Source organism: Cellulomonas sp. NPDC089187 (assembly GCF_040685135.1).
In the GTDB taxonomy this organism is placed as follows: Bacteria; Actinomycetota; Actinomycetes; order Actinomycetales; family Cellulomonadaceae; genus Cellulomonas.
Genome location: NZ_JBFBHI010000001.1, coordinates 859,396 through 885,205, shown reverse-complemented (window position 1 = coordinate 885,205; position 25,810 = coordinate 859,396). Strand labels below are relative to the sequence as shown.

24 protein-coding genes are annotated in these 25,810 nt (G+C 70.9%); 18 read left to right on the top strand and 6 right to left on the bottom strand.

Annotation, left to right across the window (positions count from 1 at the left end; all coding sequences use genetic code 11):
* Positions 1 to 4: 4 nt before the first annotated feature.
* Entirely contained in the window at positions 5 to 1,996 is a 1,992-nt protein-coding gene (locus tag AB0N78_RS04200) for an alpha-1,4-glucan--maltose-1-phosphate maltosyltransferase (RefSeq protein ID WP_363386241.1), read from the bottom strand.
* Between the two features lie 176 nt (positions 1,997 to 2,172).
* On the opposite strand from AB0N78_RS04200, the gene glgP reads away from it, so the two are divergent.
* Positions 2,173 to 4,737: an alpha-glucan family phosphorylase gene (gene glgP, locus AB0N78_RS04195; RefSeq protein WP_363386179.1), complete on the top strand. Its 2,565-nt coding sequence runs from the start codon at positions 2,173 to 2,175 to the stop codon at positions 4,735 to 4,737.
* On the opposite strand, the gene glgX is transcribed toward glgP, so the two are convergent.
* Positions 4,734 to 6,929, bottom strand: coding sequence for a glycogen debranching protein GlgX (glgX, locus tag AB0N78_RS04190; RefSeq protein WP_363386177.1), 2,196 nt, complete (start codon positions 6,927 to 6,929; stop codon positions 4,734 to 4,736). The genes glgP and glgX overlap by 4 nt on opposite strands.
* Here glgX and AB0N78_RS04185 point away from each other — a divergent pair.
* Together AB0N78_RS04185 and AB0N78_RS04180 are read left to right on the top strand one after the other, a co-directional pair.
* Positions 6,903 to 7,700 carry an electron transfer flavoprotein subunit beta/FixA family protein gene (locus tag AB0N78_RS04185; RefSeq protein ID WP_363386175.1) on the top strand — a complete coding sequence of 266 codons (798 nt, stop codon included), beginning with the start codon at positions 6,903 to 6,905 and terminating at the stop codon, positions 7,698 to 7,700. The genes glgX and AB0N78_RS04185 overlap by 27 nt on opposite strands.
* Positions 7,697 to 8,653 carry an electron transfer flavoprotein subunit alpha/FixB family protein gene (locus AB0N78_RS04180; RefSeq protein WP_363386173.1) on the top strand — a complete coding sequence of 319 codons (957 nt, stop codon included), beginning with the start codon at positions 7,697 to 7,699 and terminating at the stop codon, positions 8,651 to 8,653. Before AB0N78_RS04185 ends, AB0N78_RS04180 begins: the two co-directional genes overlap by 4 nt.
* A 14-nt stretch (positions 8,654 to 8,667) precedes the next feature.
* Here the strand turns inward: AB0N78_RS04180 and AB0N78_RS04175 are convergent, their stop codons facing one another.
* Complete coding sequence (locus tag AB0N78_RS04175; RefSeq protein WP_363386171.1) at positions 8,668 to 9,660, bottom strand: phosphotransferase; 993 nt, start codon at positions 9,658 to 9,660, stop codon at positions 8,668 to 8,670.
* 38 nt (positions 9,661 to 9,698) lie between these two features.
* Between AB0N78_RS04175 and AB0N78_RS04170 the strand changes: the two genes are divergently transcribed.
* The 14 genes from AB0N78_RS04170 (at position 9,699) to AB0N78_RS04105 (ending at position 21,683) form a co-directional block, all read left to right on the top strand.
* On the top strand, positions 9,699 to 10,874 hold the full coding sequence (locus tag AB0N78_RS04170; RefSeq protein ID WP_363386169.1) for a cysteine desulfurase family protein: 1,176 nt from the start codon (positions 9,699 to 9,701) through the stop codon (positions 10,872 to 10,874).
* On the top strand, positions 10,874 to 11,998 hold the full coding sequence (gene mnmA / locus AB0N78_RS04165) for a tRNA 2-thiouridine(34) synthase MnmA (protein ID WP_363386167.1): 1,125 nt from the start codon (positions 10,874 to 10,876) through the stop codon (positions 11,996 to 11,998). Before AB0N78_RS04170 ends, mnmA begins: the two co-directional genes overlap by 1 nt.
* Positions 11,995 to 13,023 carry a hypothetical protein gene (locus AB0N78_RS04160; protein ID WP_363386165.1) on the top strand — a complete coding sequence of 343 codons (1,029 nt, stop codon included), beginning with the start codon at positions 11,995 to 11,997 and terminating at the stop codon, positions 13,021 to 13,023. Before mnmA ends, AB0N78_RS04160 begins: the two co-directional genes overlap by 4 nt.
* 17 nt (positions 13,024 to 13,040) lie before the next feature.
* A complete protein-coding gene (locus AB0N78_RS04155) occupies positions 13,041 to 13,403 on the top strand; it encodes a hypothetical protein (RefSeq protein WP_363386163.1) in 363 nt (120 codons plus the stop codon).
* 82 nt (positions 13,404 to 13,485) lie between these two features.
* Positions 13,486 to 13,731 carry a helix-turn-helix transcriptional regulator gene (locus AB0N78_RS04150; protein WP_363386161.1) on the top strand — a complete coding sequence of 82 codons (246 nt, stop codon included), beginning with the start codon at positions 13,486 to 13,488 and terminating at the stop codon, positions 13,729 to 13,731.
* 226 nt (positions 13,732 to 13,957) lie between these two features.
* Positions 13,958 to 14,173: a helix-turn-helix transcriptional regulator gene (locus tag AB0N78_RS04145; RefSeq protein WP_363386159.1), complete on the top strand. Its 216-nt coding sequence runs from the start codon at positions 13,958 to 13,960 to the stop codon at positions 14,171 to 14,173.
* Between the two features lie 201 nt (positions 14,174 to 14,374).
* Positions 14,375 to 14,614 carry a hypothetical protein gene (locus tag AB0N78_RS04140; protein WP_363386157.1) on the top strand — a complete coding sequence of 80 codons (240 nt, stop codon included), beginning with the start codon at positions 14,375 to 14,377 and terminating at the stop codon, positions 14,612 to 14,614.
* Between the two features lie 93 nt (positions 14,615 to 14,707).
* Complete coding sequence (gene ligA, locus AB0N78_RS04135) at positions 14,708 to 17,032, top strand: NAD-dependent DNA ligase LigA (RefSeq protein WP_363386239.1); 2,325 nt, start codon at positions 14,708 to 14,710, stop codon at positions 17,030 to 17,032.
* The gene (locus AB0N78_RS04130) at positions 17,029 to 17,241 is read left to right on the top strand and encodes a hypothetical protein (RefSeq protein WP_363386155.1); all 213 of its coding nucleotides are present in this window, start codon (positions 17,029 to 17,031) and stop codon (positions 17,239 to 17,241) included. The genes ligA and AB0N78_RS04130 overlap by 4 nt, the downstream gene beginning before the upstream one ends.
* A 26-nt stretch (positions 17,242 to 17,267) precedes the next feature.
* On the top strand, positions 17,268 to 17,681 hold the full coding sequence (locus AB0N78_RS04125) for a pilus assembly protein CpaE (RefSeq protein ID WP_363386153.1): 414 nt from the start codon (positions 17,268 to 17,270) through the stop codon (positions 17,679 to 17,681).
* A gap of 37 nt (positions 17,682 to 17,718) precedes the next feature.
* A complete protein-coding gene (gene gatC / locus AB0N78_RS04120; RefSeq protein ID WP_363386151.1) occupies positions 17,719 to 18,015 on the top strand; it encodes an Asp-tRNA(Asn)/Glu-tRNA(Gln) amidotransferase subunit GatC in 297 nt (98 codons plus the stop codon).
* A 1-nt stretch (position 18,016) separates the two neighbouring features.
* Positions 18,017 to 19,531 carry an Asp-tRNA(Asn)/Glu-tRNA(Gln) amidotransferase subunit GatA gene (gatA, locus tag AB0N78_RS04115; RefSeq protein ID WP_363386149.1) on the top strand — a complete coding sequence of 505 codons (1,515 nt, stop codon included), beginning with the start codon at positions 18,017 to 18,019 and terminating at the stop codon, positions 19,529 to 19,531.
* Entirely contained in the window at positions 19,528 to 21,027 is a 1,500-nt protein-coding gene (gatB, locus tag AB0N78_RS04110) for an Asp-tRNA(Asn)/Glu-tRNA(Gln) amidotransferase subunit GatB (RefSeq protein WP_363386147.1), read from the top strand. The genes gatA and gatB overlap by 4 nt, the downstream gene beginning before the upstream one ends.
* A gap of 104 nt (positions 21,028 to 21,131) precedes the next feature.
* Positions 21,132 to 21,683, top strand: a complete 552-nt coding sequence (locus AB0N78_RS04105) for a GNAT family protein (RefSeq protein ID WP_363386145.1) — start codon at positions 21,132 to 21,134, stop codon at positions 21,681 to 21,683.
* A gap of 59 nt (positions 21,684 to 21,742) precedes the next feature.
* On the opposite strand, the gene AB0N78_RS04100 is transcribed toward AB0N78_RS04105, so the two are convergent.
* The 3 genes from AB0N78_RS04100 to AB0N78_RS04090 all read right to left on the bottom strand — a co-directional run bounded on the left by AB0N78_RS04100 (position 21,743) and on the right by AB0N78_RS04090 (position 25,017).
* Complete coding sequence (locus tag AB0N78_RS04100; RefSeq protein WP_363386143.1) at positions 21,743 to 22,318, bottom strand: DoxX family protein; 576 nt, start codon at positions 22,316 to 22,318, stop codon at positions 21,743 to 21,745.
* 243 nt (positions 22,319 to 22,561) lie between these two features.
* Positions 22,562 to 23,920, bottom strand: a complete 1,359-nt coding sequence (locus AB0N78_RS04095; RefSeq protein WP_363386141.1) for a deoxyribodipyrimidine photo-lyase — start codon at positions 23,918 to 23,920, stop codon at positions 22,562 to 22,564.
* A gap of 323 nt (positions 23,921 to 24,243) precedes the next feature.
* Positions 24,244 to 25,017 carry a MerR family transcriptional regulator gene (locus AB0N78_RS04090; protein WP_363386139.1) on the bottom strand — a complete coding sequence of 258 codons (774 nt, stop codon included), beginning with the start codon at positions 25,015 to 25,017 and terminating at the stop codon, positions 24,244 to 24,246.
* 108 nt (positions 25,018 to 25,125) lie between these two features.
* On the opposite strand from AB0N78_RS04090, the gene AB0N78_RS04085 reads away from it, so the two are divergent.
* Positions 25,126 to 25,776: a VOC family protein gene (locus AB0N78_RS04085; protein ID WP_363386137.1), complete on the top strand. Its 651-nt coding sequence runs from the start codon at positions 25,126 to 25,128 to the stop codon at positions 25,774 to 25,776.
* Positions 25,777 to 25,810 lie beyond the last annotated feature (34 nt).

Genomic DNA, 25,810 nt, shown 5'->3' with positions numbered 1-25,810 from the left:
GGGCTCACACCCGCTCCACCTGGATGACGTGCGCCACCCGCTGGTAGGGATCGAGACGCACCCACGGGTGGGCGTCCCAGGCGTAGACCTCCTGGGAGAGCACATCATGGGCGACGAACTGGGCGTCCGGCTCCAGGCCGAGTGCGCCCAGGTCTAGGTCGAGGGTGCCGTCGTGCGCGCCGTGCGGGTCGAGGTTGACCACCACCAGCACGGTGTCGGCGCGCCCGGTGGGGGACAGCTCGGCAGGCAGATGCCGGCTGAAGGCCACCAGGTTGTCGTCGGATGTGGGGTGCACGGTGAGGTTACGCAGCTGCCGCAGGGCCGGGTGCTCACGCCGGATGGTGTTCAGAGCGGTGAGCAGTGCCGCGATGCCGATCGGCTCGGCCTGCGACCAGTCCCGTGGCTTGAACTCGTACTTCTCGTTGTCGATCTGCTCCTCGACACCGGGACGGGGGACGTCCTCGACCAGCTCGTAGCCGGTGTAGATACCCCAGGTCGGTGAGCCGAGGGCGGCGAGCACCGCCCGCAGTGCGAAGCCGGCTGTGCCGCCGGTCTGCATGAAGGGGGTCAGGATGTCGTGGGTGGTCGGCCAGAAGCTGGGTCGCATCCAGGAGCCCTGCTCACCGGAGACCTCCGCCAGGTACTCGGCCACCTCCTCCTTGGTGTTCCGCCAGGTGAAGTAGGTGTACGACTGGTGGAACCCGATCCGCGCCAGGTTGAGCATCATCGCCGGACGGGTGAAGGCCTCGGAGAGGAAGATCACCTCCGGGTGAGCGGCGCGGATGTCGGCCAGCAGCCGTTCCCAGAAGCTCAAAGGCTTGGTGTGCGGGTTGTCCACCCGGAAGGCGGTGACGCCGTGGTCGATCCAGACCTGGAGCACCGCGCGCACGGCGGCGTAGATGCCCTCGGGATCGTTGTCGAAGTTCAGGGGGTAGATGTCCTGGTACTTCTTGGGTGGGTTCTCGGCGTAGGCGATGGTGCCGTCCAGCCGGGTGGTGAACCACTCGGGGTGCTCGGTGACCCAGGGGTGGTCGGGCGAGCACTGGAGCGCCAGGTCGAGGGCGATCTCCAGACCGAGTTCCCTGGCCCGTGCGACGAAGGCGTCGAAGTCCTCGAAGGTGCCCAGAGTCGGGTCGATGGCGTCGTGACCGCCCTCCGGCGATCCGATGGCGTACGGGGAACCGGGGTCACCCGGGCGGGGGTCCAGGGTGTTGTTCCGCCCCTTGCGGTGAGTGCTGCCGATCGGATGGATCGGGGTCAGGTACACCACGTCGAAGCCCATGTCGGCGATCCGCGGCAGGTCCTCGGCGGCGGTGCGCAGCGTGCCGGAGGTCCACTGACCGGTGGCCTCGTCGTAGGTCGCACCGATCGAGCGCGGAAAGATCTCGTACCAGGACCCGGCCAGCGCCAGGGTGCGGTCGACCACCAGCGGGTAGGTCGGCGAGACGCTGAGCAGCTCGCGCACCGGGTGGGCGGCCAGGACGGCGCGCACCTCCTCGGTCAGACCGGCGGCCAGGCGGACCTGTGCGGGTCGGGCACCGTCGCGCAGGGCGGTGGCGGCGTCCGTGAGCGTGCGGGCCTCGGCACCGCTCAGTGGCTCCGCGGCGCGGTCCAGCAGCAGGGCGCCCTCCGCCAGCATCAGCTCGACGTCGACACCCGCATGCACCTTCAGTGGCGCATCGTGTGACCAGGTGCCGTAAGGGTCCGACCAGCCCTCGACCCGAAAACCCCACCGGCCCGGACGGTCCGGCACCAGACGCGCCTCGTACCGGTCCAGGCCGGGGGCAATGTCCACCATCAACGCGTGGGCGTGGTCGCGGCCCTCGGGATCGACCAGCACCGCGGTGGCGGCCACCGCGTCATGGCCCTCGCGGAAGACGGTCGCCCGGATCGGCACCGCCTCGCCGACCACAGCCTTGGCCGGCCACCGTCCGGCGTCCACGACGGGGGAGACGTCCACGACGGGGATGCGGCCGATCGGCGGGTGGCCGAGCAGCGGGGCGGGCGTGGTGGCGGTGGCGCTCGGGGCGCGGCGGGACCGGCGCGGGGCCGGAGTCGTCGGTGTCACATCCGCGAACCTATCCATTGCCGGGGGTCGCAGGCATCCGGTGGCGGAGATGTCCGGCACCGGATGGGTGCCGTGACGGGTGTCACGTGCGTAGGCTGATTGGCGTGAGAGCGATCCGTCGATTCACCGTCCGCACCTCGCTGCCTGCCGCGCTGGCTGATCTGGATGAGCTGGCGCACAACCTCCGTTGGAGCTGGCACGCGCCCACCCGCGATCTGTTCGCCCGGATCGACCCGGAGCTGTGGGAGCAGGTGCACGGGGACCCGGTGGCGCTGCTCGGCGCGCTGGCCCCGGAACGCTTGGCCGAGCTGGCCGCCGACCCGGAGGTGGTCAGTGCTGTCCGGTCCGCCGCACTCGACCTGCGCGAGTACGTGAGCGCGCCCCGGTGGTACCAGCGCCGTCAGGAGAGCGAGCCCGGGCTGCCGTCGTCGATCGCGTACTTCTCCCCGGAGTTCGGGATCACCGCGGTGCTGCCGCAGTACTCCGGTGGTCTGGGCATCCTGGCTGGTGACCACCTCAAGAGCGCCTCTGACCTGGGGGTGCCTATCGTCGGGGTCGGGCTGCTCTACGGTGCCGGGTACTTCAAGCAGGCGTTGACCCGAGACGGTTGGCAGGTGGAGAGCTACCCGGTGCTGGACCCGGACGGGATGCCGCTGACCCTGTTGCGCGAGGAGGACGGCACGGCGTCCACCATCCGGATCGGTCTGCCCGGGGATCGCACGCTGCATGCGCACATTTGGGTGGCGGCGGTCGGCCGGGTGCCGCTGTTGCTGTTGGACTCGGATGTGCCGGAGAACGACGAGCAGGCCCGCAAGGTCACCGACCGGCTGTACGGCGGTGGCGGCGAGCACCGGCTGCAGCAGGAGTTGCTGTTGGGGGTCGGTGGCGTCCGCGCACTGCGGGTGTGGGCACGGTTGAGTGGCACTCCTGCGCCGGAGGTCTACCACACCAACGAGGGCCATGCCGGGTTCCTCGGGGTGGAGCGGATCCGTGAGCTGGTCACCGACGCCGGGCTGGGATTCGACGAGGCGCTGGAGGCGGTGCGTGCGGCGACGGTGTTCACCACGCACACGCCGGTGCCGGCCGGGATCGACCGGTTCGAGACCGGGCTGATCGAGCGGTACTTCGGTGGATCGAATGCGGAGCCGGGCGTGCCGGTGGACCGGGTGTTGGCACTCGGTGCTGAGGACTACCCGGGCGGCGACCCGCTGGTGTTCAACATGGCGGTGATGGGGCTGCGACTGGGTGGCCGGGCCAATGGGGTCTCCCTACTGCACGGTGAGGTCTCCCGGGGGATGTTCGACGGGCTGTGGCCAGGGTTCGACGACACGGAGGTGCCGATCACCTCGGTGACCAACGGTGTGCACGCGCGGACCTGGGTTGACCGGCGGCTGAGCGACCTGGCCGAGGCCCGGCTGACCGACGACCAGGACTGGCTGCGCGCAGACGCGATCACGGATGCCGAGCTGTGGGGCATCCGGCACACCCTGCGTGAGGCGCTGGTGGCGGAGGCCCGACGCCGGGTGCGTCGATCCTGGGGCGACCGAGGTGCCAGCCCGGCCGAGCTGGGCTGGGTGGACGGTGTGCTGGACCCGGATGTGCTCACCATCGGATTCGCCCGTCGGGTGCCGACCTACAAGCGGCTGACCCTGATGTTGCGCGATCCCGAGCGGCTGACCCGGCTGCTCACCGACCCGGAACGGCCGATCCAGCTGGTGATCGCCGGCAAATCGCACCCGGCTGACGAGCAGGGCAAGCGGCTGATCCAGCAACTGGTGCGATTCGCCGACCAGGCGGATGTCCGGCATCGGATCGTGTTCCTGCCGAATTACGACATCGCGATGGCGCAGTCGCTCTACCCGGGCTGCGACGTCTGGCTGAACAACCCGCTGCGTCCGCTGGAAGCGTGCGGAACCTCCGGGATGAAGGCCGCGCTGAACGGCGGGCTGAACCTGTCGATCCTGGACGGCTGGTGGGACGAGTGGTTCGACGGGGAGAACGGCTGGGCCATCCCCACCGCGGACGGGGTCGAGGACGCGGATCACCGCGATGACCTGGAGGCTGCGGCGCTGTACGACCTGATCGAGAACCAGGTCGCCCCGCGGTTCTACGACCGGGATGACCACGGCCTGCCGCAGCGCTGGCTGGCGATGGTCCGGCACACCCTGGCGACCCTTGGCCCCAAGGTGCAGGCCACCCGGATGGTCGGCGAGTACGTCGACCGGCTGTACACCCCGGCGGCAGTGGCAGGCCGGGCGCTCGCGGGATCGGCGGACTTCACCGGGGCGCGGGAGCTGGCGGCGTGGAAGGGCCGGGTCCGGTCCGGCTGGCACGGGGTCCGGGTGGATCACGTCGAGTCCGGTGGGGTCGGTGAGGTGCCCCAGGTCGGCGACAGCCTGCATGTGCGCGCCTATGTATCCCTCGGCGAGTTGGACCCGGCGGATGTCGAGGTCCAGGTGGTGCACGGTCGGGTGTCCGAGAACGACGAGCTGGACGCGTTCAGCACCGACCCGTTGACCCTGGACGAGAGCTACGAGGCCGGTCGGCATGCCTTCGCCGGGGATGTGCGGTTGGAGTCGTCCGGGCCGTTCGGGTACAGCGTCCGGGTGGTGCCCCGGCACGCGGGTCTGAGTTCGGTGGCCGAGGTCGGCCTGGTCGCGAACGCCTAGCCGACGTAGAGCCGCAGACTGAGCGGCTCCATCACCTCGTCCCCCGGTGTGGTCTCGTCCGGGTGCTCCCACACGGAGTCCCAGACCAGCTGCCAGTCCGCGCCGGGGGCGAGGGTGAGCGTCTGCGGTTCCAGGGAGCCGTTGAGCACCAGGAGCGCCCGGTCCTCGCCCTCCACCCGGAGCATCTGCAGGGTGCGCAGGTCTCCGTCATGCCAGCGCGCATGGGTGAAGGGTTCGCCCTGCGGGTCGAACCACGACAGGTCGGGCAGCTCAGCGCCATCGATCGGCCGACCGGTGTAGAACCGCTGTCCGCGTAGCGCCGGGTGGGCACGCCGCAGCGCGGACAGGTGCCGGGTGGTGGCCAGCAGATCCTGCCGCCAGGGGGAAAGCTTCCAGGGCAGCCAGGACAGCTCGCCGTCCTGGCAGTAGGCGTTGTTGTTGCCGTGCTGGGTGCGGCCCATCTCGTCGCCTGCGGTCAGCATCGGGGTGCCCGCCGACAGCAGCAGTGTGCCGAGCAGATTGCGGATCGAACGGCGGCGGATCGGCAACAGGTCGGCAGCGACGGCGGTGGCCTCGACCGGGCCCTCCACCCCGTGGTTCCACGACCGGTTGTCATCGGTCCCGTCCCGGTTGTCTTCACCGTTGGCCTCGTTGTGCTTGTGCTCGTAGGCCACCAGGTCGGCGAGGGTGAAACCGTCGTGGGCGGTGACGTAGTTCACCGCGGCGCGGGTGCCACGGAGCAACGGGGGATCGGAGTGACCGAACAGGTCCACCGACCCCGACAGTCGGGTAGCCAGGTCCCGCACACGATGGCCGTCATCGCCGTGGGTAGCCCGGGCGGGGTCGGCCAGCCAGAAGGACCGCGCGGAGTTGCGGAACCGGTCATTCCATTCCGACCACGGTGACGGGAACTGCCCGGTGCGCCACCCGCCCGGCCCCAGATCCCACGGCTCGGCGATCAGCTTGATCCCCTGCAACACCGGGTCGGTGGCGGTGGCCACCAGGAAGGGGTGATCGGGGTCGAAGCCCATGTGCCCGCGTCCCAGCGTCACCGCCAGGTCGAATCGGAACCCGTCCACCCCGAGCTGCTGCACCCAGTGCCGTAGGGAATCCAACGCGAGTCGGACCACCTCGGGTCGGCGGAAGTCGAGGCTGTTGCCGCAGCCGGTCACGTCCGCGAGCGCCGCGGGGTGCCCACCGTCGTGCAGGTAGTACACCGCTGAGTCCAACCCGCGCAGGCTCAGGTGCTGGCCGCCGAGCCCGCCCTCACTGGTGTGGTTGTAGACCACATCGAGCAGCACCTCGATCCCGGCCTCGTGCAGGCGGTGCACTGCGGTGCGCAGCTCGGCAAGGACGGCGGCGGGACCCGCTGCCCGGGCGGCGGCGCTGGCCCAGCGTGGGTCGGGGGCGAAGAACCCCAGGGTGTTGTAGCCCCAGTAGTTGGTCAGGCCGCGCTCGACCAGGTGTGGTTCTGGTGCGCAGGCGTGGATCGGCAGCAGTTCCAGGGCGGTGACACCGAGCCGGTGCAGATGCTGGATCAGTGCCGGGTGGCCGAGAGCGGCGTAGGTGCCGCGCTCCTCGGCGGGGATCTCCGGGTGACGTGCGGTCAGTCCGCGGACGTGGGCCTCGTACACCAGGGTGTCCGCCCAAGGCACCTGCGGACGGTTGCGGGTCGGGTCGGACGCCGGGTCCGGGGTGAGGTCCAGCACCACACCATGTGGCACGTGGCCCAGTGAATCGCGGTCGTCGGCGGGGCCGTAGGGGTCGCCGTCCTCCACCCGATGTCCGTAGGTCTGCGGTCCGTAGCCGAGCTCACCGCTCAGCCCCACGGCGTAGGGGTCGACCAGCAGCTTGGCGGGGTTGTAGCGCAGCCCGTTGGCGGGGTCCCAGGCACCGTGCGCCCGTAGCCCGTAGTGCTGCCCGACCCGGACACCGGGCACCTGGGCATGGAAGATGCCGAGCTCCGGGCCGTCCAACCGGATGCGACGTTCGGTCCACCCACCCTCGGGGGCGGGGTCCAGCAGGCACAGGTCGATGGCATCGGCATGCGGGGCGAGCACGGCGACCTCGATGCCGTCGTCGATCGGGTGTACGCCGAGGCGGGTGGGGGTGGGGGCGCTCACCGGTCCATTCTGCCGCGCGCACGGACGGGTAACGTTCGGGGGGTGAAGATCGTGGTGTGCGTCAAGCATGTGCCCGACATCCAGGCCGATCGCGAACTCGGCCCCGACCACCGAATGGTGCGTGACGGCGGGGACGGGACGATCAACGAGCTGGACGAGAACGCGCTGGAAGCGGCCGCCCAGATCGCCGAGGCGCTGGACGACGTCGAGGTCGTCGTGGTGACTGTCGGTCCGGATGACGCGGAGGACGCCGCACGGCGCGGGCTGCAACTGGGGGCCGACGCCGCCGTGCACGTTCTGGACGACGGCATCGCGGGCTCGGATGTCTTCGCGACCGCCACCGTGTTGGCTGCCGCGATCCGCCGGATCGGTGACGTGGACCTGGTGCTGACCGGGATGGCGGGGCTGGACGGGTTGACCTCACTGCTACCCGCCGCGCTCGCGGACCTGCTCGAGCTGCCAGCGCTCACCCTGGCCGCCGATCTGCGGGTGGAGCAGGGGGAGGTCATCGTGCGCCGGGACCTCGACCACGCCACCGAGGTGCTCGCCGCGCCGCTGCCCGCGCTGGTGTCGGTCACCGACCGGGCGAACGAGCCGCGGTACCCGAACTTCCAGGCGATCATGGCGGCCCGCAAGAAGCCGGTCGAGACGCTGACGCTCGCGGATCTGGGCGTGGACCCGGTGACGGTGGGGGAGTCCGGCTCGCGGACGAAGGTGCTGGATGCCGCACCGCGTCCGCCACGCACCGAACAGGTGGTAGTCACCGGCGGTGCGGAGCAGGGTCGTCAACTGGCGGCCTGGTTGATCGAGCAGGGGCTGGTCCGGGAGGGCGACCGATGAGCGAGGTCCTGGTCCTGGTGGACCACACCGAGGACGGCGTGCTGCGTCCGGCAGCGCTGGAGGCGGTCACCGCCGGGCGCGCGGTGGGCGAGGTGCACGCGGTGTGGATCGGCGAAGCCATGGCCGAGGACGTGCCCGAGCAGCTCGGGCGGTACGGCGTGGGTGTGCTGCACCGAGTGTTGGTCACCGACGCCGACACTCGGCTGACGGCAGTGCAGGGTGCGGCCCTGATCGCGGTGGCGGGTGAGGCTCATGTAGTGCTCGGCACCTCGGGCTTCGATGCCAAGGAGGTCGCTGCACACCTCGCCGTGGCCACCGGCGGCGGCGTGGTGTCGGATGCGACGGCGGTGCGGCGGGACGACCAGGGTCGGCTGGTCGCGGAGAAGACCGTGCTGGCCGGGACCTGGACCACCCGGTGCGCGGTGCTGACCGAACCGGCTGTCGTGCTGCTGAAGGCCGGTGCCGTGGTCGCGGAGCCGGTCGACGGCCCGGCTGCGACGGTGCAGGAACATCAGGTGTCCGCCGCCTCCGCGGTGCGTGGCGTCCGGGTGGTGGAGCACACCCCCACCACCCCCTCCGACCGGCCCGAGTTGGGCTCGGCGCAGATCGTGGTGGTGGGCGGTCGCGGCACCGACGGCGACTTCGGTCCGTTGGAGGAGCTGGCGGATGTCCTGGGTGCTGCCGTTGGCGCGACCCGGGTGGCCACCGACGAGGGGTGGATCGGTCACGAGGCGCAGATCGGTCAGACCGGGGTCACGGTCACCCCGCGGCTGTACATCGGTGCCGGAGTGTCCGGGGCGGTGCACCACCGCGGCGGTATGCAGGCCTCGGGCACCATCGTCGCAATCAACCCAGACCCGGAGGCACCGATCTTCGAGATCGCGGACTACGGGATCGTGGGCGACCTCTTTGAAGTGATCCCGGCGCTGACCGAGGCGCTGCGGAGCCGCTGAGGGCCGCTGACGGCTCAGGCCAGCTCGGCCAGCCAAAGCAGTGCCTGCTCCGCCTGCACCCGCTGCAGGCGGCGCAGGTTCGGGATGCCCACCGGAGCCGGTTGCACGGCGCCGTAGGTGAAGTACCCGGCCAAGCCGGCGAGCGCTGCACGCAGCTGCTCCGGCTCCACGCCCGCGGACATCGGCTCGGCCCAGAAGATCTCCTGCGGACGGCCACCGCCCTGCATCGCCACACTCGGCAGCAGGAACATCAGATCGGCCCAGCCCGCACCCACGCTGGCGTGCGGCCAATCGATCAGGCTGACGTGGTCACCGTCGAGCAGCACGTTGTCCGCGCGCAGGTCGGCGTGCACCAGGCGGTCTCCGGCCAGAGCGGCGGTGGCGTCCCCCGCCCACTCGGCGAGTTGGTCCAGGTGTGTGCGCAGCCAGTCGCCGGTGCCGGCCGCCCACCCGGCGGTGCGGTCCAGATCCGAGCCGGGGCCGCCCGCGAGCGCGCGCCAGCCACGGAAGTCCTCGGCGAAGTGCTCCGCTGTGGTGATCAGCTGGTGTCCGGGCAGCGGACGCGCCTGCGACAGCACCGCCATCGCATCCAGCACCCGACGCAGCTCGGCCGGACGCCAGGGCAGCAGCGGCGAACGCCCGGTGGCCACCTCGAACCCGAGCAGCACCCAGTCACCGTCGTCGTCGTGCCACAGCAGCGCCGGAGCGGGGACTTCGGGCGGGATCGCCTGCGCGGCGCGCACCTCGGCCCGGGCCAGATCGGGGGACTGCGGGTTCTGCTCCGGGGAGACCGCCTTGACGAACACCCCGCGTCCGTCGGCCAGCTCGAGCACTGCCGCGAAGCCTGGGCTCAGCCCGGAGGTGGCGCTCATCTCCGCGGTGACCTGCGCCCCGGCCAGCTCCTGGATGCGTGCCCGCACCGAGCGCGGAAGGTCGCGCCAGTCCAGGCGCTGCCCACTGAAAGCCAGCGGGGCCGGGTCAGGCGTCGTCGCGTCGTCGGCACTCACGCGCACATCTTGCCAAACCCGTTCGTAGACTCGGAGGTGTGAACGCGTATCTGGACCACGCGGCGACCACGCCGATGACCCCGGAGGCGGTGGCGGCGATGACCGCTCAGCTCTCCGCGGGGAACCCGTCGTCGCTGCACACCGCGGGCAGGACCGCCCGGCGTGTGGTGGAGGAATCGCGGGAACGGATGGCTGCTGCCCTGGGCGCGCGCCCGTCCGAGGTGATCTTCACCAGTGGCGGCACCGAGGCCGACAACCTGGCGATCAAGGGCGCGTTCTGGGCTCGACAGGGCGCTGACCGGCGGCGACGCCGTGTCGTCGTGTCGGCTGTGGAGCACCATGCCGTGCTGGACCCCGCGCAGTGGCTGGCCACGCACGAGGGCGCTGAGCTGGTGTTCCTGGAGGTCGACGGGGACGGCCGCGTCGACCCGGGAGCACTGGCGGCCGAGCTGGCCGAGCACGGCGAACAGACCGCGCTGGTGTCGGTGATGTGGGCGAATAACGAGGTCGGGACGGTGCAGCCGGTGACCGAGATCACCCGGATCGCCGCGGAGCACGGGGTGCCGGTGCACTCCGATGCGGTGCAGGCGGTGGGGCAGGTGCCGGTCGACTTCGCCGCATCCGGGCTGGATGCGCTGACCGTGACCGGGCACAAGCTGGGCGGACCGGTGGGAGCCGGTGCCTTACTGGCTCGGCGGGGTCTGGACCTGACGCCGGTGCTGCACGGCGGCGGACAGGAGCGCGGTGTGCGCTCCGGCACAGTGGACGTGGCCGGGATCGCGGCGCTCGCCGTGGCCGTCGAGCAGGCGGTGACCGAGCGCGCTGCGGTGACCGCACGGCTGGCTGCGCTGCGTGATCGCCTGGTGGCCGGGGTGCGGGCGGCGGTGCCCGATGCGGTGCTGCGTGGGCCGGAAGGACCGGACCGGCTGCCCGCGAACGCGCACTTCACTTTCCCGGGCTGCGAGGGCGACTCCCTGCTGTTCCTGCTGGACAGTGCGGGGGTGGACTGCTCCACCGGCTCGGCATGTCAGGCCGGGGTGCCACAGCCTTCGCATGTGTTGCTCGCGATGGGACTCGACGAGCCGACGGCGCGGGGGGCACTCCGGTTCAGCCTGGGCCGCAGTTCCACCGATGCGGACGTCGACGCGCTGCTGGCGGCCCTGCCCGGTGTGGTCGAACGGGCGCGTGCCGCCGGAATGGTAGGAGTGCGCTGATGCGGGTGCTGGCGGCGTTGTCCGGCGGTGTGGACTCCGCGGTGGCGGCGGCCCGGGCGGTGGAGGCCGGGCACGACGTGGTGGGGGTGCACATGGCGCTGTCGCGCAACCGCGCCCAGATGCGCACCGGCTCACGTGGTTGCTGCTCCATTGAGGACGCGGGCGACGCTCGGCGGGCGGCTGATGTGCTGGGCATCCCGTACTACGTCTGGGACCTGTCCGAGCGGTTCGAGGACACGGTGATCGCCGACTTCCTGTCCGAGTACGAGGCGGGCCGGACCCCGAACCCCTGTGTGCGCTGCAATGAGCACATCAAGTTCGACGCGCTGTTGGACAAGGCACTGGCGCTGGGATTCGACGCGGTCTGCACCGGGCACTACGCCCGCGCGGGCGTCGACGGCGATGGGTTCCCCCTGTTGCGTCGCTCGGCGGATCTGGCGAAGGACCAGTCCTATGTGTTGGCGGTGATGGGGCCGGAGCGGTTGGCCCGGGCGATGTTCCCGCTGGGTGATGTGCCGTCCAAGGAGCAGGTGCGTGCCGAGGCTGCCGCCCGGGGGCTGAGCGTTTCGGCCAAGCCGGATTCCTACGACATCTGCTTTGTCGCTGACGGGAACACCCAGGGGTTCCTGCGTGACCGCCTGGGCTCGCGGCCCGGGCAGATCGTCGACGCTGATGGCACCGTCCTGGGTGAACACGACGGTGCCTATGGCTTCACGGTGGGTCAGCGCAAGGGGCTCGGCATCGACCGACCCGCCGCGGACGGTCGGCCGCGCTATGTGCTGTCCATCGAGCCGGTGTCGAACCGGGTGGTGGTGGGCTCGGCCGAGGATCTGTCGGTGGGCGCGGTGATCGGCGAGTCCGCGGTGTGGTTCGTGCCCGCTCCGACGCAGTGGACCGACTGTCTGCTCCAGGTCCGGGCGCATGGTGCCGCGGTGCCGGTGCGGGCGAGGGCGCTGCCCGAGGGTGGGTTGCGGATCGAGGTGTCCGACGACCGACTGCGCGGGGTCGCCCCCGGCCAGTCCGCCGTGCTGTACCAGGGGGACCGGGTGCTGGGCCAGGCCACCGTGGCGGCCACTGAGCCGCTGTCCCCGCGTCCCGACTCGGCCGCGGTCGAGGTCCGATGAGCGTGCTGGTCTCCGGGGCCGGGCCGTGGCCCGGCGTCGCACAGCTCGAAGCGCAGAGCGCAGTGATTGGTGAAATCGCCGGGGCGCCGGAGCCCGCGGTGGGCATGCCCTGGGTGGTGCGCCTGCCCGAACGAGGGCCGGAACACTCTGCGGTGGGTGCCGGCCTGGGGCTGCTGGTCGACATGCCCGCGGAGATTGGACCTCACGGTTGGCGGCTCGCCGACCGGCCAGGCCACGACGCCGCACGCTTGGACTCGGCGCGCCGGGAGACGGTGGAGGCGCTCGCGGTGGCCGCCCACGGCTGGTCCGGGCCGCTTGCCATGCCGGTGTGTGGTCCGCTGACCCTGGCGGCGTCCACCTATCTGGCCCGGGGCGATCGGGCGGTGGCGGACCGTGGCGCGGTGACCGAGATTGTCCAATCGCTGTCCGCCGGCATCGTCGACCAGCTCGCGGCGATCACACGGACGCTGCCCGAGGTCGAACCGACGGTCCTGCTGCACGAGCCGCTGCTGGATGCCGTGGTCGCCGGGACGCTGCCGACCTTCTCCGGGTATGCCAGGCTGCGGGCGATCCCCTCAGCGGAGGTGGCTGAGCTGCTCGGTGACATGGTGCGGACGCTGCGGGCGGGCGGAGCCCGACGGGTGGTGGTGCACCTGGACGCCGGAGCTGGTCTGGCCGAGGTGGTCCGTCGTGCCGGGGCGGATGGGCTCGGGGTGCGGGTCTCGACGTTGGACGAGCGACGCTGGGAGCAGGTGGCCGAGGCGGTCGAGGACGGCGTTGCCCTGTGGGCCCAGGTCGAGCCGCCGCAGACCTCGCAGTGTGCGGGGCCGGATGTCCGCGGGGTGGCCGAGCCGGTGCTGGCGGGGTGGCGTCGGGTTGGGCTGCCCGTCGCGCAGTTGCGCGAGCTTGCTGTGGTGGCACCGGCGGCCCGGACCGGGGCTCCGGACTCGGTGCAGCGTGCGCGTGCGACGTTGGCCACGGTCACCCGCGCGGCCGGGTTGATCGCGGAACGGGCGGAGGACTGACGATGGCGGGAGCGCGGATGGGTATCCGGCGCGCGGCGGTGCTGCTGGCGGGGTCGGGACTGGCTCTGGTCGGGCTGATCACGCTGATCGTGTGCTGGGTGCAGGTGGCGACCGGGTCGATGCTGACCGGTGCCGGTCAGGAGCAGCCCTGCGTGGCGGCTGCCGCAGCGGGTACGGACGGGGCGCGGGTGCACTACGCGGTGCTCCCTCCTGCCGCGGAGTGCCGATGGGTGCCGGAGGGTGTCGCGCAGACGGTGCCGCTGGATGCCGCCTCGGCCACACTCAGCTGGGCGGCTGCGGCCGCGGTGCTGGTGGGTGTGGTGCTGATCGCCGTGGTCAGTTGGCAGAGCTGGCGGACTCGACGCGCGCAGACGGGATGATTCGCCAAAATCGTGCATGAGCTGGGCTGAGCTACTCATCGATCTGTCGACGGATGTGTAGCGCGGCACGACGCTGGCACGCATGGATCGGGAACTGCATCTGACGCTGGGCGCGGCCCTGCGCGCGATTCGGCAGCAGCGCGGTCTCAGCCAGGAGCAGCTCGCGCATGCGGTGGGATATCACCGCACCTTCATCGGCGCGGTCGAGCGTGGCGAGCGCAACCTCACTCTGAGCACGGTGACGGAGCTGGCTGGTCGACTCGGTGTCGGGTGGCGCGATCTGCTGTGCGGAGCGCCCGGCGCCGACTCCGCGCCGCCGCGCGACTGAGCGCACATCGTCGTCGTCCCCAGGGGTGACGGCCATCGGGGTGATCTGCCTGCTGTCGAGCTGGGCTCTCCCGACCGGACTCGCATCGACCCCTGCGCGGGGCTGCGACCACCTCATCCGCGGTCGGTGACCCCTCAAATCTGGGGCTGGACATCGACCTGTGCTCACCCGGATGCTACTCATCAGTGTGTAGACGGATCAGTAGCGAGGATCGACCGTTGACCAGGTGAGGGGAGAGCTACAGCGCCGAGTTGGGCGGGAGTTACGCCGATTGCGCGAGGAACGCGGGTTGAGCCAGGAGGCCCTGGCTGACCTGCTCGGCGTTCATCGCACGTACATCGGCGGTGTCGAACGCGGGGAGCGGAATCTGACCCTGCAATCGGTGGAACAGCTCGCCGACGACCTCGAGGTCAGCCCGGCACAGTTGCTCGGAACTTCCTGAGCCGACCGGACCCTGTGGATAACTCCGGGTCGATGTCGGCGCTCCTGGTGAATGTGTCGGCACCGAGGGAAACCGCCCTCGGGATCGACCCCAGGAGGAGCCGTGCGGAGTTCGATATCGCCGGAGTGGTTGTCCGAGTCCTGCCCGCCGTGGTGTGTGGTGCTGCACGAGCAAGCGGACCTCGAGCCGGACCGACGGCACATGAGCGCCTCCTTGACCGTGCCGGTCATCGAGCTGCGCGGAGTCGGTGAGACATCGGCGCCCGGTGGTGAGCAGCCGGTGGCCGAGGAGTTGGCGCTGTCGCTGCATCGGATGGCGGGGTCGACCGAGACATGGCTGTACGTCGGGGACGGCCGTCATCAGGCGCTGGAGCTGTCGGTGGGGTCCTGGTCGCGGCTCATCCCCGCGCTGGACCGGATGGTCGGGCGCGCCCATGGCTGAGCCGAGGGGTGGATGTGGGTGGGGCGCGGCATGATGTCCCGCGTGAACGCGACGCCTGAATCCCGCCGTGACCTGGACCCGGCTGACCTCGGCCTGAGCGGTGAGGCGCTGCAGTCCCGCTGGACGGAGTTGGCCGACCGGGTCCGGGCGTTGCAGTTCGCGTACTACCTCAAGGATGCCCCGCTGGCCTCCGATGCCGAGTACGACGCCACGCTGCTGCGCCTGACCGCGCTGGAGGACGCCTACCACTACCGGCCCGCGGATTCGCCGACGCAGCAGGTGGGCGGAACCTTCTCCACCGAGTTCACCGCCGTGGACCACGTCGAGCGGATGCTGTCCCTGGACAATGCGTTCTCGGCTGAGGAGGTCGCCGCCTGGGCCGGGCGGGTGCACCGCGATCTGGAGCTCCCCGATGAGGCAGGGCTGCACTACCTCACCGAGTTGAAGATCGACGGGCTGGCGATCGCGCTGCTGTACGAGCGCACCGGGGACGGGCCGGCCAAGCTGGTCCGGGCGGCGACCCGCGGTGACGGTCGCACCGGCGAGGACGTCACGCTCAACGTGCGCACCATTGACGTGATCCCCGCGGTGTTGGGCGGGGACCCGGCCACCCATCCGGAGCTGATCGAGGTCCGGGGCGAGGTCTTCTTCCCAGTGGCGGAGTTCGAGCGGCTGAACGAGGCCCAGGTGGCCGCGGGCAAGGCTCCGTTCGCCAACCCCCGTAATGCGTCGGCGGGATCGTTGCGCCAGAAGGACCCGCGGGTGACCGCCGGTCGGCCGCTGCGGATGTTCGCTCACGGCATCGGAGCGCTGCGCTGGGGTGCGGGCACCGGGGGGACCGACCTGACCAGGCAGTCCCAGGTGTATGACCTGCTGGCGGGTTGGGGCGTGCCGGTCTCGCCCTACAGCCGGGTGGTCACCGGTCTCGCCGAGGTGCAGGAGATGATCGAGCACTACGGCGAGCACCGGCACGAGGTCGTGCACGAGATCGACGGCATCGTGGTCAAGGTGGATGAGATCGCCCTGCAACGGCGGCTCGGAGCGACCAGCCGTGCCCCCCGCTGGGCGATCGCCTACAAGTACCCGCCGGAAGAGGTGAACACCCGGCTGCTGTCGATCGAGGTCAACGTTGGCCGCACCGGCCGCGTGACCCCCTATGGCGTGATGGAGCCGGTGCGGGTGGCCGGGTCCACAGTGTCCATGGCGACGCTGCACAACAAGGACGTGGTGGCGGCCAAGGGTGTGCGACCCGGGGACATGGTGGTGCTCCGCAAAGCCGGTGACGTCATCCCGGAGATCGTCGGCCCGGTGGCCGCGCTGGCCGACGACGGATACCCGCGCACCGACTGGGTGATGCCCACCCACTGCCCAGAATGCGGTGCCGAGCTGCGACCGATGCGTGAGGGCGAGGTCGACCTGCGCTGCCCGAACGCACGCACCTGCCCCGCACAGGTTCGCGGCCGGGTGGAGCACATCGGTTCGCGCGGGGCACTGGACATCGATGCGCTGGGCGAGGTTACCGCCGCCGCGCTGACCCAGCCGGAGGTGCCCGAGCAACCGCCGTTGATCAACGAGGCCGACCTCTTCGACCTGGTCGGGTACCGGGACGACGCCTCGCAGGAGGACCGCCGCGCACTCCGGGAAGCCAGTCTGGCCACGCTGATGCAGGTCGAGGTGATCGTCCGGGACGCGGAGACCGGTGAGCCCAAGGCCGATGACGACGGCGTGGTGCGTCGTCGGGCGCCCTTCCGCCGCAACCGCACCCCCGCGGAGCGGAAGGCGGCAGGGGAGTCGGCGAGCGACTTCACCTACTCCAAGCAGGCGGTCACGCTGCTGGACGAGCTGGACCTGGCCAAGACCAAGCCGCTGTGGCGGGTGCTGGTCGCGCTGAGCATCCGGAACGTCGGCCCGACCGCCGCTCGGGCTCTGGCCCAGGAGTTCGGCTCGATGCAGGCGCTGCGCGCCGCGCTGGCCGAGGAGGACGCGGTGGCCCGCCTGAGCCAGGTCGAGGGCGTCGGCCCGACCATCGCCGAGTCGATCCGCGACTGGTTCGCCGAGGACTGGCATGTCGAGATCGTCGAACGGTGGCAGCGTGCCGGGGTGCTGATGCGCGACGAGCGGGACGCCACGGTGCCGCTCACCTTGTCCGGGCTCACCGTTGTGGTGACCGGCAGCCTCGCCGGATACAGCCGGGACGAAGCGAAGGAGGCGATCCTCGCCCACGGCGGCAAGGCGGCCGGCAGTGTCTCCAAGAAGACCGACTATGTAGTTGTCGGGGAGAATGCGGGCTCCAAGGAGGCCAAGGCCCGTGAGCTCGGTCTGCGCATCCTGGACGAGGACGCCTTCACCGCGCTGCTCGCCGGTGGACCGGAGGCGGTTCCTGCGCCGCCCGGCGAGGACGAGCCGACGGGGGAGTGACCGGCCCCTCCGCCGCGACCGCCGTGACCAGCACCTGCCGGGTGAGGTTCAACCCGAACATCCGCAACGGCAGGCCGAGGTCCACCAGCACCTGCAAGGCCTCGGGGTCGGCCTACACAGTGAGCTCGGCCGCGGCGGTGGGTCCTGGTCCGGTGCGGGAGTCGATCGCCCCGGAGCTGATCGTGCGGGAGTGGACCGCCGCGCGGTGAGCGCCTCCGGTGGCGATACTGGGCCGATGATCTCCCTGGACCGCGCCGAACTGCTCCAGGCCGCCGGTCTGCGCTGGAGCCCGACCTCCGGCGACCGCTTCGCGATCCGTGCCCCCGGCATGGCCGAAGAGGTCTTCACGATCAGCGAGATGACCATCGAGGCGCACGAGTACCCCACCGGGACGGTGCTGGGCTTCAACGGCACCACCGAGTGGGCGCTGGACTCGGTCACCCAGGAGGACGCGATCTGGCTACCGCGTGAGGACCAACTGCGCGAGCTGCTGGGCGGCACCTTCCGGTCGCTGGCGCGGGCCCTGGACGGCAGCTACCTCGTGGTGGTCGAACTGCCCGGGCAGCCCGAGCGCTCCTTCGCCGCAGGGAGCGCGGCCGATGCCTATGCCGACGCGGTGATGGCGCTGGTCTCAGCCGCGCGGGTCTGATCCCGCCGCAGACCGGGCGACGACTAGACTCGCCGCCATGTCCTCTCTCTCTCGTGACGAGGTCGCGCGCGTCGCGGGCCTGGCGCGGATCGACCTGAAGCCGGAGGAGGTCGACCGTCTGGTCGGCGAGCTCCAGGTGATCGTCGACTCGGTCGCCCGGGTCAGTGAAGTCGCGACCCCTGATGTCCCGGCCACCAGCCACCCGCTGCCGATGACCAACGTCTTCCGCGCCGACGTGCCGGAGCAGCCGCTGTCGCAGGCCGACGCGCTGTCCGGTGCTCCGGCGTCTGAGGACGGCAAGTTCCTGGTCCCGCAGATCCTCGGGGAGGAGTGAGATGACCGATCTGACCCGTCTGAGCGCCGCCGCCCTGGCCGAGCAGCTCACCGCCGGTGAGGTGTCCAGCGTCGAGGCCACCCAGGCGCACCTGGACCGGATGGCGGCCGTCGAGCCCGCCGTGAACGCCTACCTGCACGTCTCAGCCGATGAGGCACTGGCCACCGCCGCCGACGTCGACGCCCGCCGGGCTGCTGGGGAGCAGCTGCACCCGCTGGCCGGTGTGCCGATCGCGGTCAAGGACGTCGTGGTGACCAAGGGACTGCCCACCACCGCGGGCTCCAAGATCCTCGAAGGGTGGGTGCCGCCCTACGACGCCACCCTGGTCGAGCGGATCAAGGCCGCTGGGCTGCCGATCCTGGGCAAGACCAATATGGACGAGTTCGCCATGGGCTCCTCCACCGAGCACTCCGCCTACGGCGACACGCACAACCCGTGGGACCTGGAGCGGATCCCCGGTGGCTCCGGCGGTGGCTCGGCCGCTGCGGTCGCCGCCTTCGAGGCGCCGCTGGCCATCGGCACCGACACCGGTGGTTCGATCCGGCAGCCCGCTGCGGTCACCGGCACCGTCGGGGTGAAGCCGACCTACGGTTCGGTGTCCCGCTACGGCCTGATCGCGATGGCGTCCAGCCTGGACCAGGCCGGTCCGGTCACCCGGACCGTGCTGGACTCCGCGCTGCTGCACGAGCTGATCGGCGGGCATGACCCGCGCGACTCGACGTCCATCCCGGAGCCGCTGCCCGGCCTGGTCGCCGCCGCGAAGCAGGGTGCCTCCGGTGACCTGACCGGTGTCCGGGTCGGTGTGATCACGGAACTCCAGGGTGAGGGCTACCAGCCGGGTGTGCTGGCTCGGTTCACCGAGTCGCTGGAGCTGCTGCGCTCCGCGGGTGCCGAGATCGTCGAGGTCTCCTGCCCGCACTTCGAGTACGCGCTGGGTGCGTACTACCTGATCATGCCGTCGGAGGCGTCCAGCAACCTGGCGAAGTTCGACGGGATGCGCTTCGGCCTGCGGGTCGAGCCGGAGGAGGGGCCGGTCACCGCCGAGCGCGTGATGGCCGCTACCCGTGGTCAGGGCTTCGGCGACGAGGTCAAGCGCCGGATCATCCTGGGCACCTACGCCCTGTCCGCCGGGTACTACGACGCCTACTACGGCTCGGCGCAGAAGGTCCGCACCCTGATCCAGCGGGACTTCGCGAATGCCTTCGCCGCAGCGGATGTGCTGGTCTCGCCGACCACGCCGACCACGGCGTTCAAGCTGGGCGAGAAGCTGGACGACCCGCTGGCGATGTACCTGAACGACGTGGCCACCATCCCGGCGAACATGGCCGGGATTCCCGGTCTGTCACTGCCGAGCGGCCTGTCCGACGACGGTCTGCCCGCTGGGTTCCAGGTGCTGGCCCCGGCCAAGGCCGACGACCGGCTGTACCGGGTGGGCGCCGCCCTCGAGGCGCTGCTGGAGAAGTCCTGGGGCGGTCCGCTGCTCGCCCAGGCCCCTGAGCTGGAGGTGCGCAAGTGAGCGTCGAGCTGGTCGACTACGACGAGGCGGTCAGCCGCTTCGACCCGGTGATCGGGATCGAGGTCCACGTCGAGCTCGGCACCAAGACCAAGATGTTCGACGCCGCCCCGCAGACCTTCGGTGCGGAGCCGAACACCGCGGTCACCCCGGTGTCGCTGGGCCTGCCCGGTGCACTGCCGGTGGTCAACGGCACCGCGGTGGAGTACGCGATCCGGATCGGCCTGGCGCTGAACTGCCAGATCGCCGAGACCTGCCGCTTCGCCCGGAAGAACTACTTCTACCCGGACGTGCCGAAGAACTTCCAGACCTCGCAGTACGACGAGCCGATCGCCTTCGACGGGTGGATCGACGTCGAGCTGGAGGACGGCGCGGTGTTCCGGGTGGACATCGAGCGGGCGCACATGGAGGAGGACGCCGGCAAGAACACCCACGTGGGTGGAGCCACCGGCCGGATCCAGGGTGCCGATCACTCGCTGGTCGACTACAACCGGGCGGGCATCCCGCTGGTGGAGATCGTGACCCGTCCGATCACCGGTGCGGGGGAGCGCGCGCCGGAGGTGGCTCGGGCCTACGTCCAGACTCTGCGGGACATCTTCCGGGCGCTGGAGGTCTCCGAGGCGCGGATGGAGCGCGGCAATGTGCGCGCGGACGTCAACGTGTCGATCCGGCCGACCGCGGAGTCGCCGCTGGGGACCCGTACCGAGACCAAGAACGTGAACTCGTTCCGCTCGGTGGAGCGTGCGGTCCGCTACGAGATCAGCCGCCAGGCCGCAGTGCTGGATGCGCAGGGCAGTGTGGTCCAGGAGACCCGGCACTGGCATGAGGACACCGGCATCACGACCTCCGGGCGGATCAAGTCGGATGCCGAGGACTACCGGTACTTCCCGGAGCCGGACCTGGTGCCGGTCGCCCCGTCCCGGGAGTGGGTGGCGGAGATCCGCGCGAACCTGCCGGAGCTGCCCGCGGCGCGTCGTCGCCGTTTGCAGACCGAGTGGGGCTACTCCGACCCGGAGATGCGCGATGTGATCAACGCCGGTGCGGTGGAACTGATCGAGTCCACCGTCGCCGCTGGGTCCAGCCCGGCTGCCGCCCGCAAGTGGTGGATGGGTGAGTTGGCCCGGACCGCTAAGACCCAGGAGGTCGAGCTCGCCGAGCTGCCGATCACCCCGACGCAGATCGGCCAGCTCCAACAGTTGGTCGACGCCGGGCGGATCAACGACAAGCTCGCCCGCCAGGTGCTCGAGGGTGTGCTCGCCGGTGAGGGCGACCCGGAGAAGGTCGTCGTCGCCCGTGGGCTGGAAGTGGTCTCCGACGATGGTCCGCTGTTGGAGGCCATCGACGCCGCCCTGGCCGCCCAGCCGGACATCGCGGAGAAGATCCGTTCCGGCAACCTCGGCCCGGTGGGCGCGATCATCGGCTCGGTGATGAAGGCCACCCGTGGCCAGGCCGACGCCGGTCGGGTCCGCGAGCTGGTGCTGGAGCGCGTCAACGGCTGATCGACTCACCGGCAACGGCGCGGCGGACGGAATGTCCCCGCGCCGTTGCCATGTCCAGGAAACATCCCCGGCCTAGCATCGCCGGGACGACACCAGGAGGAGTCATGGACAAGCCCACCCTTGAGGGGGAGATGGTCCGATTGCGTCCGGTGCGGGCCGACGACGCCGACGGCATGTGGGAGATGGTCAACGACCCGGAGGCGATGCGCACCACCGGCACCACTGCCACCTTCACCCGGCAGCAGATCGAGCGTTGGTGCGCGACCATTGCCGAGCAGCCGGACCGGATCGATCTGGCGATCACCGCGAACGGCTCCGACGAGTACCTGGGCGAGATCGTGCTCAACGACATCGACCCGGTGCTCAAGAGCGCGAACCTGCGCCTGGTGATGCGACCGGGTTACCGCGGGCGGGGTTACGGCACCGAGGCCATCGAGCTGGTCCTGGGGCTGGGATTCGACGGGATCGGACTGCACCGGGTGGAGTTGGACGTGCTGAGCATCAACGCCCGGGCGCACTCGCTGTACGAGAACATCGGCTTCCGGCATGAGGGCCGACGTCGGGACGCCTACCGCGACGGTGCGGGGTGGTGCGACGCCATCGTGATGTCGATGCTGGAGGACGAGTACCGGGCCGGTCGCGGGGTCTCGTCGTGACATAGCAGAAGGCCGGTCCCCTGGAGGGGGACCGGCCTTCTCGCGAGGTCTGCGGGTGATCAGCGCAGCCACTGGTTGTTGCGGACGATCGGCAGGTTGCTCCACCACTTGCCCAGGCCCCAGGTCTCACCGGCGTAGGAGAAGGCGAACAGGATCAGGGCGATCGCGTAGATGACGTGGTAGTCGACAACCGGGTTCGAGCCCGCGGCGCCGATCGGCCACTCGGCCAGCCACATCATCGCCATGATCAGACTGCCGGCGATCGCAGCGACCCGGGTGCCGATGCCGAGCATCACGGCCAGGCCGATGCCGAGCATCCCGAGCATGAACAGCACGTCGGTGGCGGAGCTGGCCATCCCGTTGAACAGGTCCTTGAACGGGCCGATCACCATCGGGCTGTTCAGGAACCCCTGGCTCGGCTTGCCGCCGTTGATCCAGGCGTTCTCCGAGGGGGTCGAGAAGCCCAGGCCGAAGGTCTTGTCCAGGAACGCCCACAGGAAGATGAAGCCGGTGGCGTACCGCAGCACAGCCAGAGTCCGGCGAACCGGCGCCGAGAGGATCACGTCCTGCTGGGTGCGGATGGCCGGCGCGGCGGCAGCGGTGGCGGCGGCGCTGGGTGCGGTGGTGGCGGTCATGTGTCGGCTCTCCGAATCGTCGGTGCCATCTTTGTGATGGTTTTCCCAATGTCCTGCATGGAGGGGCCTCCCGGCCGGGTCGAAAGTCCTGGTGGCAGCCGGGGGTGTCGTCCGCTCGGGTGATCGTGGCGGTTCGTTCCGCACGGGCTGGGATCTAGGTCCCACGTTCCCGCGGATGCGGAGCGGGGTTCTGCGACGGGCGAGGGTTGGGCGGGGGTGGGCCTGGGTCCGAAGTCCCGGCGGTCAGCGGCGGCGCTGCTCCTGGTACGCCTCCAGGGTGGCTGCCCGCTCCTCGGCGTGGTCCACCATCGGAGCCGGGTAGTCAGGTGCGGCGGAGCGGGGCAGCTTCCACGGTTCGTGCACTGCCTTGCTCGGGATGTCGCGCAGCTCAGGAACCCACCGGCGCACGTACTGGCCCTCCGGGTCGTACGTCAGGCCCTGGCGCACCGGGTTGAACACCCGGAAGTACGGCGCGGCGTCCCGGCCAGTGCCGGCCACCCACTGCCAGTTCAGCTGGTTCTGCGGCACATCACCGTCCACCAGCCAGGCCATGAAATGCTCCGCCCCGCGCTGCCAGCGCACGTGGAGGTCCTTCACCAAGAAGGACGCCACCACCATCCGGACCCGGTTGTGCATCCAGCCCTCGGCGCGCAGCTGTCGCATCCCGGCATCCACCAGGGGGTAACCGGTGCGTCCCTCGGACCAGGCAGTCAGTGCCGCCCGCTCTGCCGCCCCCTCGGCCCAGGAGTCCTCCGGCAGCACCGTGGTCAACGAGGTGTCCCGGGCGGAGGGACTGTGGAACAGCACGTCGGCGTGGAAGTCACGCCAGGCGATCTGCCCGCGGAAGGTGTCCGCTGCGATGGAGCGGCGACGGGCGAGGTCGTGCAGCACGGTGCGCGGGTGCAGCTCGCCCCACTTCAAGGGCACCGACAGGCGTGAGGTGCTGTCCAGATCCGGCCGGTCGCGCTCGGTGTCGTAGCGGTTCAGTGGGCCGTCCAGCATCTCGGCCCAGCGGTCCAGGGCCGCCTCCTCGCCGGCGGCGGGCAGTGTGAGCCCGTCCGGCACTTCCGCCGCGGGCAGATCATCGGACCGACCGGCATCCACCAGTGACAGCCGACCGCGCGCGGTGTGGGCGTCCGGGGCAGGGGAATGCCACCCGTGGTCCTGCCATGCGCGGCGGAACGGGGTGAAGACCTTGTAGCCCTCGCCCGCTCCGGTGCGCAGCCGACCGGGGGTGATCGCATAGGGGGAGCCGGTGCGGACCAGCGGCACGTCCAAGGCTTGCTCCACCCGCTCGTCCCGGCGGCGACCGGCCGGGGCGCAGTCCTCGGCGATGTGCACGGCCTCGGCTGCGACCTCCTGAGTCAGGTCGACGATGACCTGCTCGGGGCGGCCGCGGCGGATCAGCAGGCCGCCGTCCAGCTGCTCGTCCAACGCCCGCAAGCTGGCCAGCAGATAGGCGCGCCGCGGTGCCCCGGAGGCGGCCCACAGGGCGGGGTCGAGCACGAAGACCGGGAGCACGTCGCCGGAATCCGCGGCGGCCATCAGGGCGGGGTTATCACCGAGGCGCAGATCGCGGCGGAACCAGTGCAGGGTTGTCATCGCCGGTCACGCTAGCCAGCGTGTCATGGTCGGGCGACCTGAACCGTGGGCGAGCGACTCTGGACCGGCGGCGATGACCCCGCGCCCAGTCGGGAGGGGACCGGGACCGTCGGCGACGACCCCGTCCCGTCCGTTGGTGACCCGAACCGGCGGTGACGGCCCCGGACATGAGCCGAGGCACCACTGGCCCGGGCGATGAGCCAGTGATGCCTCGACATTCGTTCCCCGAGAGCGGGTCGGCGCTCCGGGAGTGTGCGGAGGTGGGGTGGTGGCCCCTGATCCGCGAACGACAGGGTGCCCTGGGGCACCACGGCTGACCTGGGTCAGTGGTCCCTGGACAGCCCCGCGACCTCGGCGGCGTGTGCGCTGATCGCGTCCCGCAGATAGACCGCCAGGCCCGGTGCCACCGCGTCATAGGTGGCGGTGAAGCGCGGGTCGTCGGCGTACATCGCGCCCAGGTTCCGGTACGCCTCGGCATCGGGGGTCCAGAATCGGCTGACCCACCGGTGATGCCGGGCGACCAGCTCCCGGGTGCGTGGATCGTCGGCGGGGACCCCGGCGGTCATCAGGTCGGCCAGCGCCCGGCTCAGGTCATCGGCCTCGACCTGGTGGGCGTCGCGCTGCTCCTGGGACATCGACTCCCAGCGGGCGGTGCTGCGATTCACGGTGTCCTCACCCCAGCGCTCGCGGGCCTCCTGCTCGTACTGCCGGTGGTCGAAGCCGTTGTACAGGTCGTCTGCGGACATGGTGCTCCCTTCCTCCAGGGCGTCGAGGGTGTCGCGGACGGTGCCGGCCAACCGGTCCAGGCGGTCCCGTTCGGCCAGCAGTCGGTCGTGGTGCTCCCGGAGTGCGGTGGTCCGGTACTCGGGTGAGGCCAGCGCCCGCCCGATGGTGGCCAGCGGCACGCCCAGCTCGCGCAGCACCAGGATCTCCTGCAGCCGCAGCAGCTCCTCGGCGCGGTAGAGCCGCTGCCCACCGGGGGTCGACCCCGCCGGGGTGAGCAGCCCGATCGCGTCGTAGTGCCGCAGCGTGCGCGAGGTCACGCCGGACAGGCGCACCAGCTCCGCGGTGGTCCAGGGACCGCCGTCGACCGTCATCTCGTCCTCCCTCGGCCACGGACTCTCCGTGGCGTCGATGACCACCGTTCCGGTTGACGCTACGTCAAGAGCAAGTCGACTGTGGGTGGTCGGTGTCACAGTGGGCGCATGTCCGATCGCGTCGATTCCACCACCGCCACCCGGCACGCCGACTCGCGACACTGGCGGGTGCTGTTACGCACCCTGACCGGTGCCTTCCGCCCCGCCGACTACGCCACCGGTGCGAGCTTCGCGGCCGAGATCGCCGCCCTGGCCGAGGCCCAGCAGCACCACCCGGAGCTGACCCTGTCCTGGGGCCGAGTAGGCATCCGGTTGACCAGCCATGACATCGGCGGGCTGAGTGCGCGGGACCTGCGTCTGGCCGCGGCGATCACCGACCTGGCCGACCGGATGGGGATCCCCGGCGTGCCGGACACCCTGTCCGCACAGGAAGTCGCCATCGACGCCCTGGACATCCCAGCCGTGCGCCCGTTCTGGCGCGCGCTGTTGGCCTATGTCGACGACGGGGACGATGCGCTGACCGATCCCACCGGCAGCGGACCTGCCTACTGGTTCCAGCAGATGGACGCCCCGCGCCCACAACGCAACCGGATCCACCTGGACATCACCGTCCCGCACGACCAGGCCGAGGCCCGGATCGCGGCGGCGCTTGCGGCGGGCGGCGCCCTGCTATCGGACGAACGGGCACCGGCGTTCTGGGTGCTGGCGGACCCGGAGGGCAATGAGGCCTGCATCTGCACCTGGCAGGCGCGGGACTGACTCGCCTGTCTCGCCGGGTGGTCGATCACTGGAC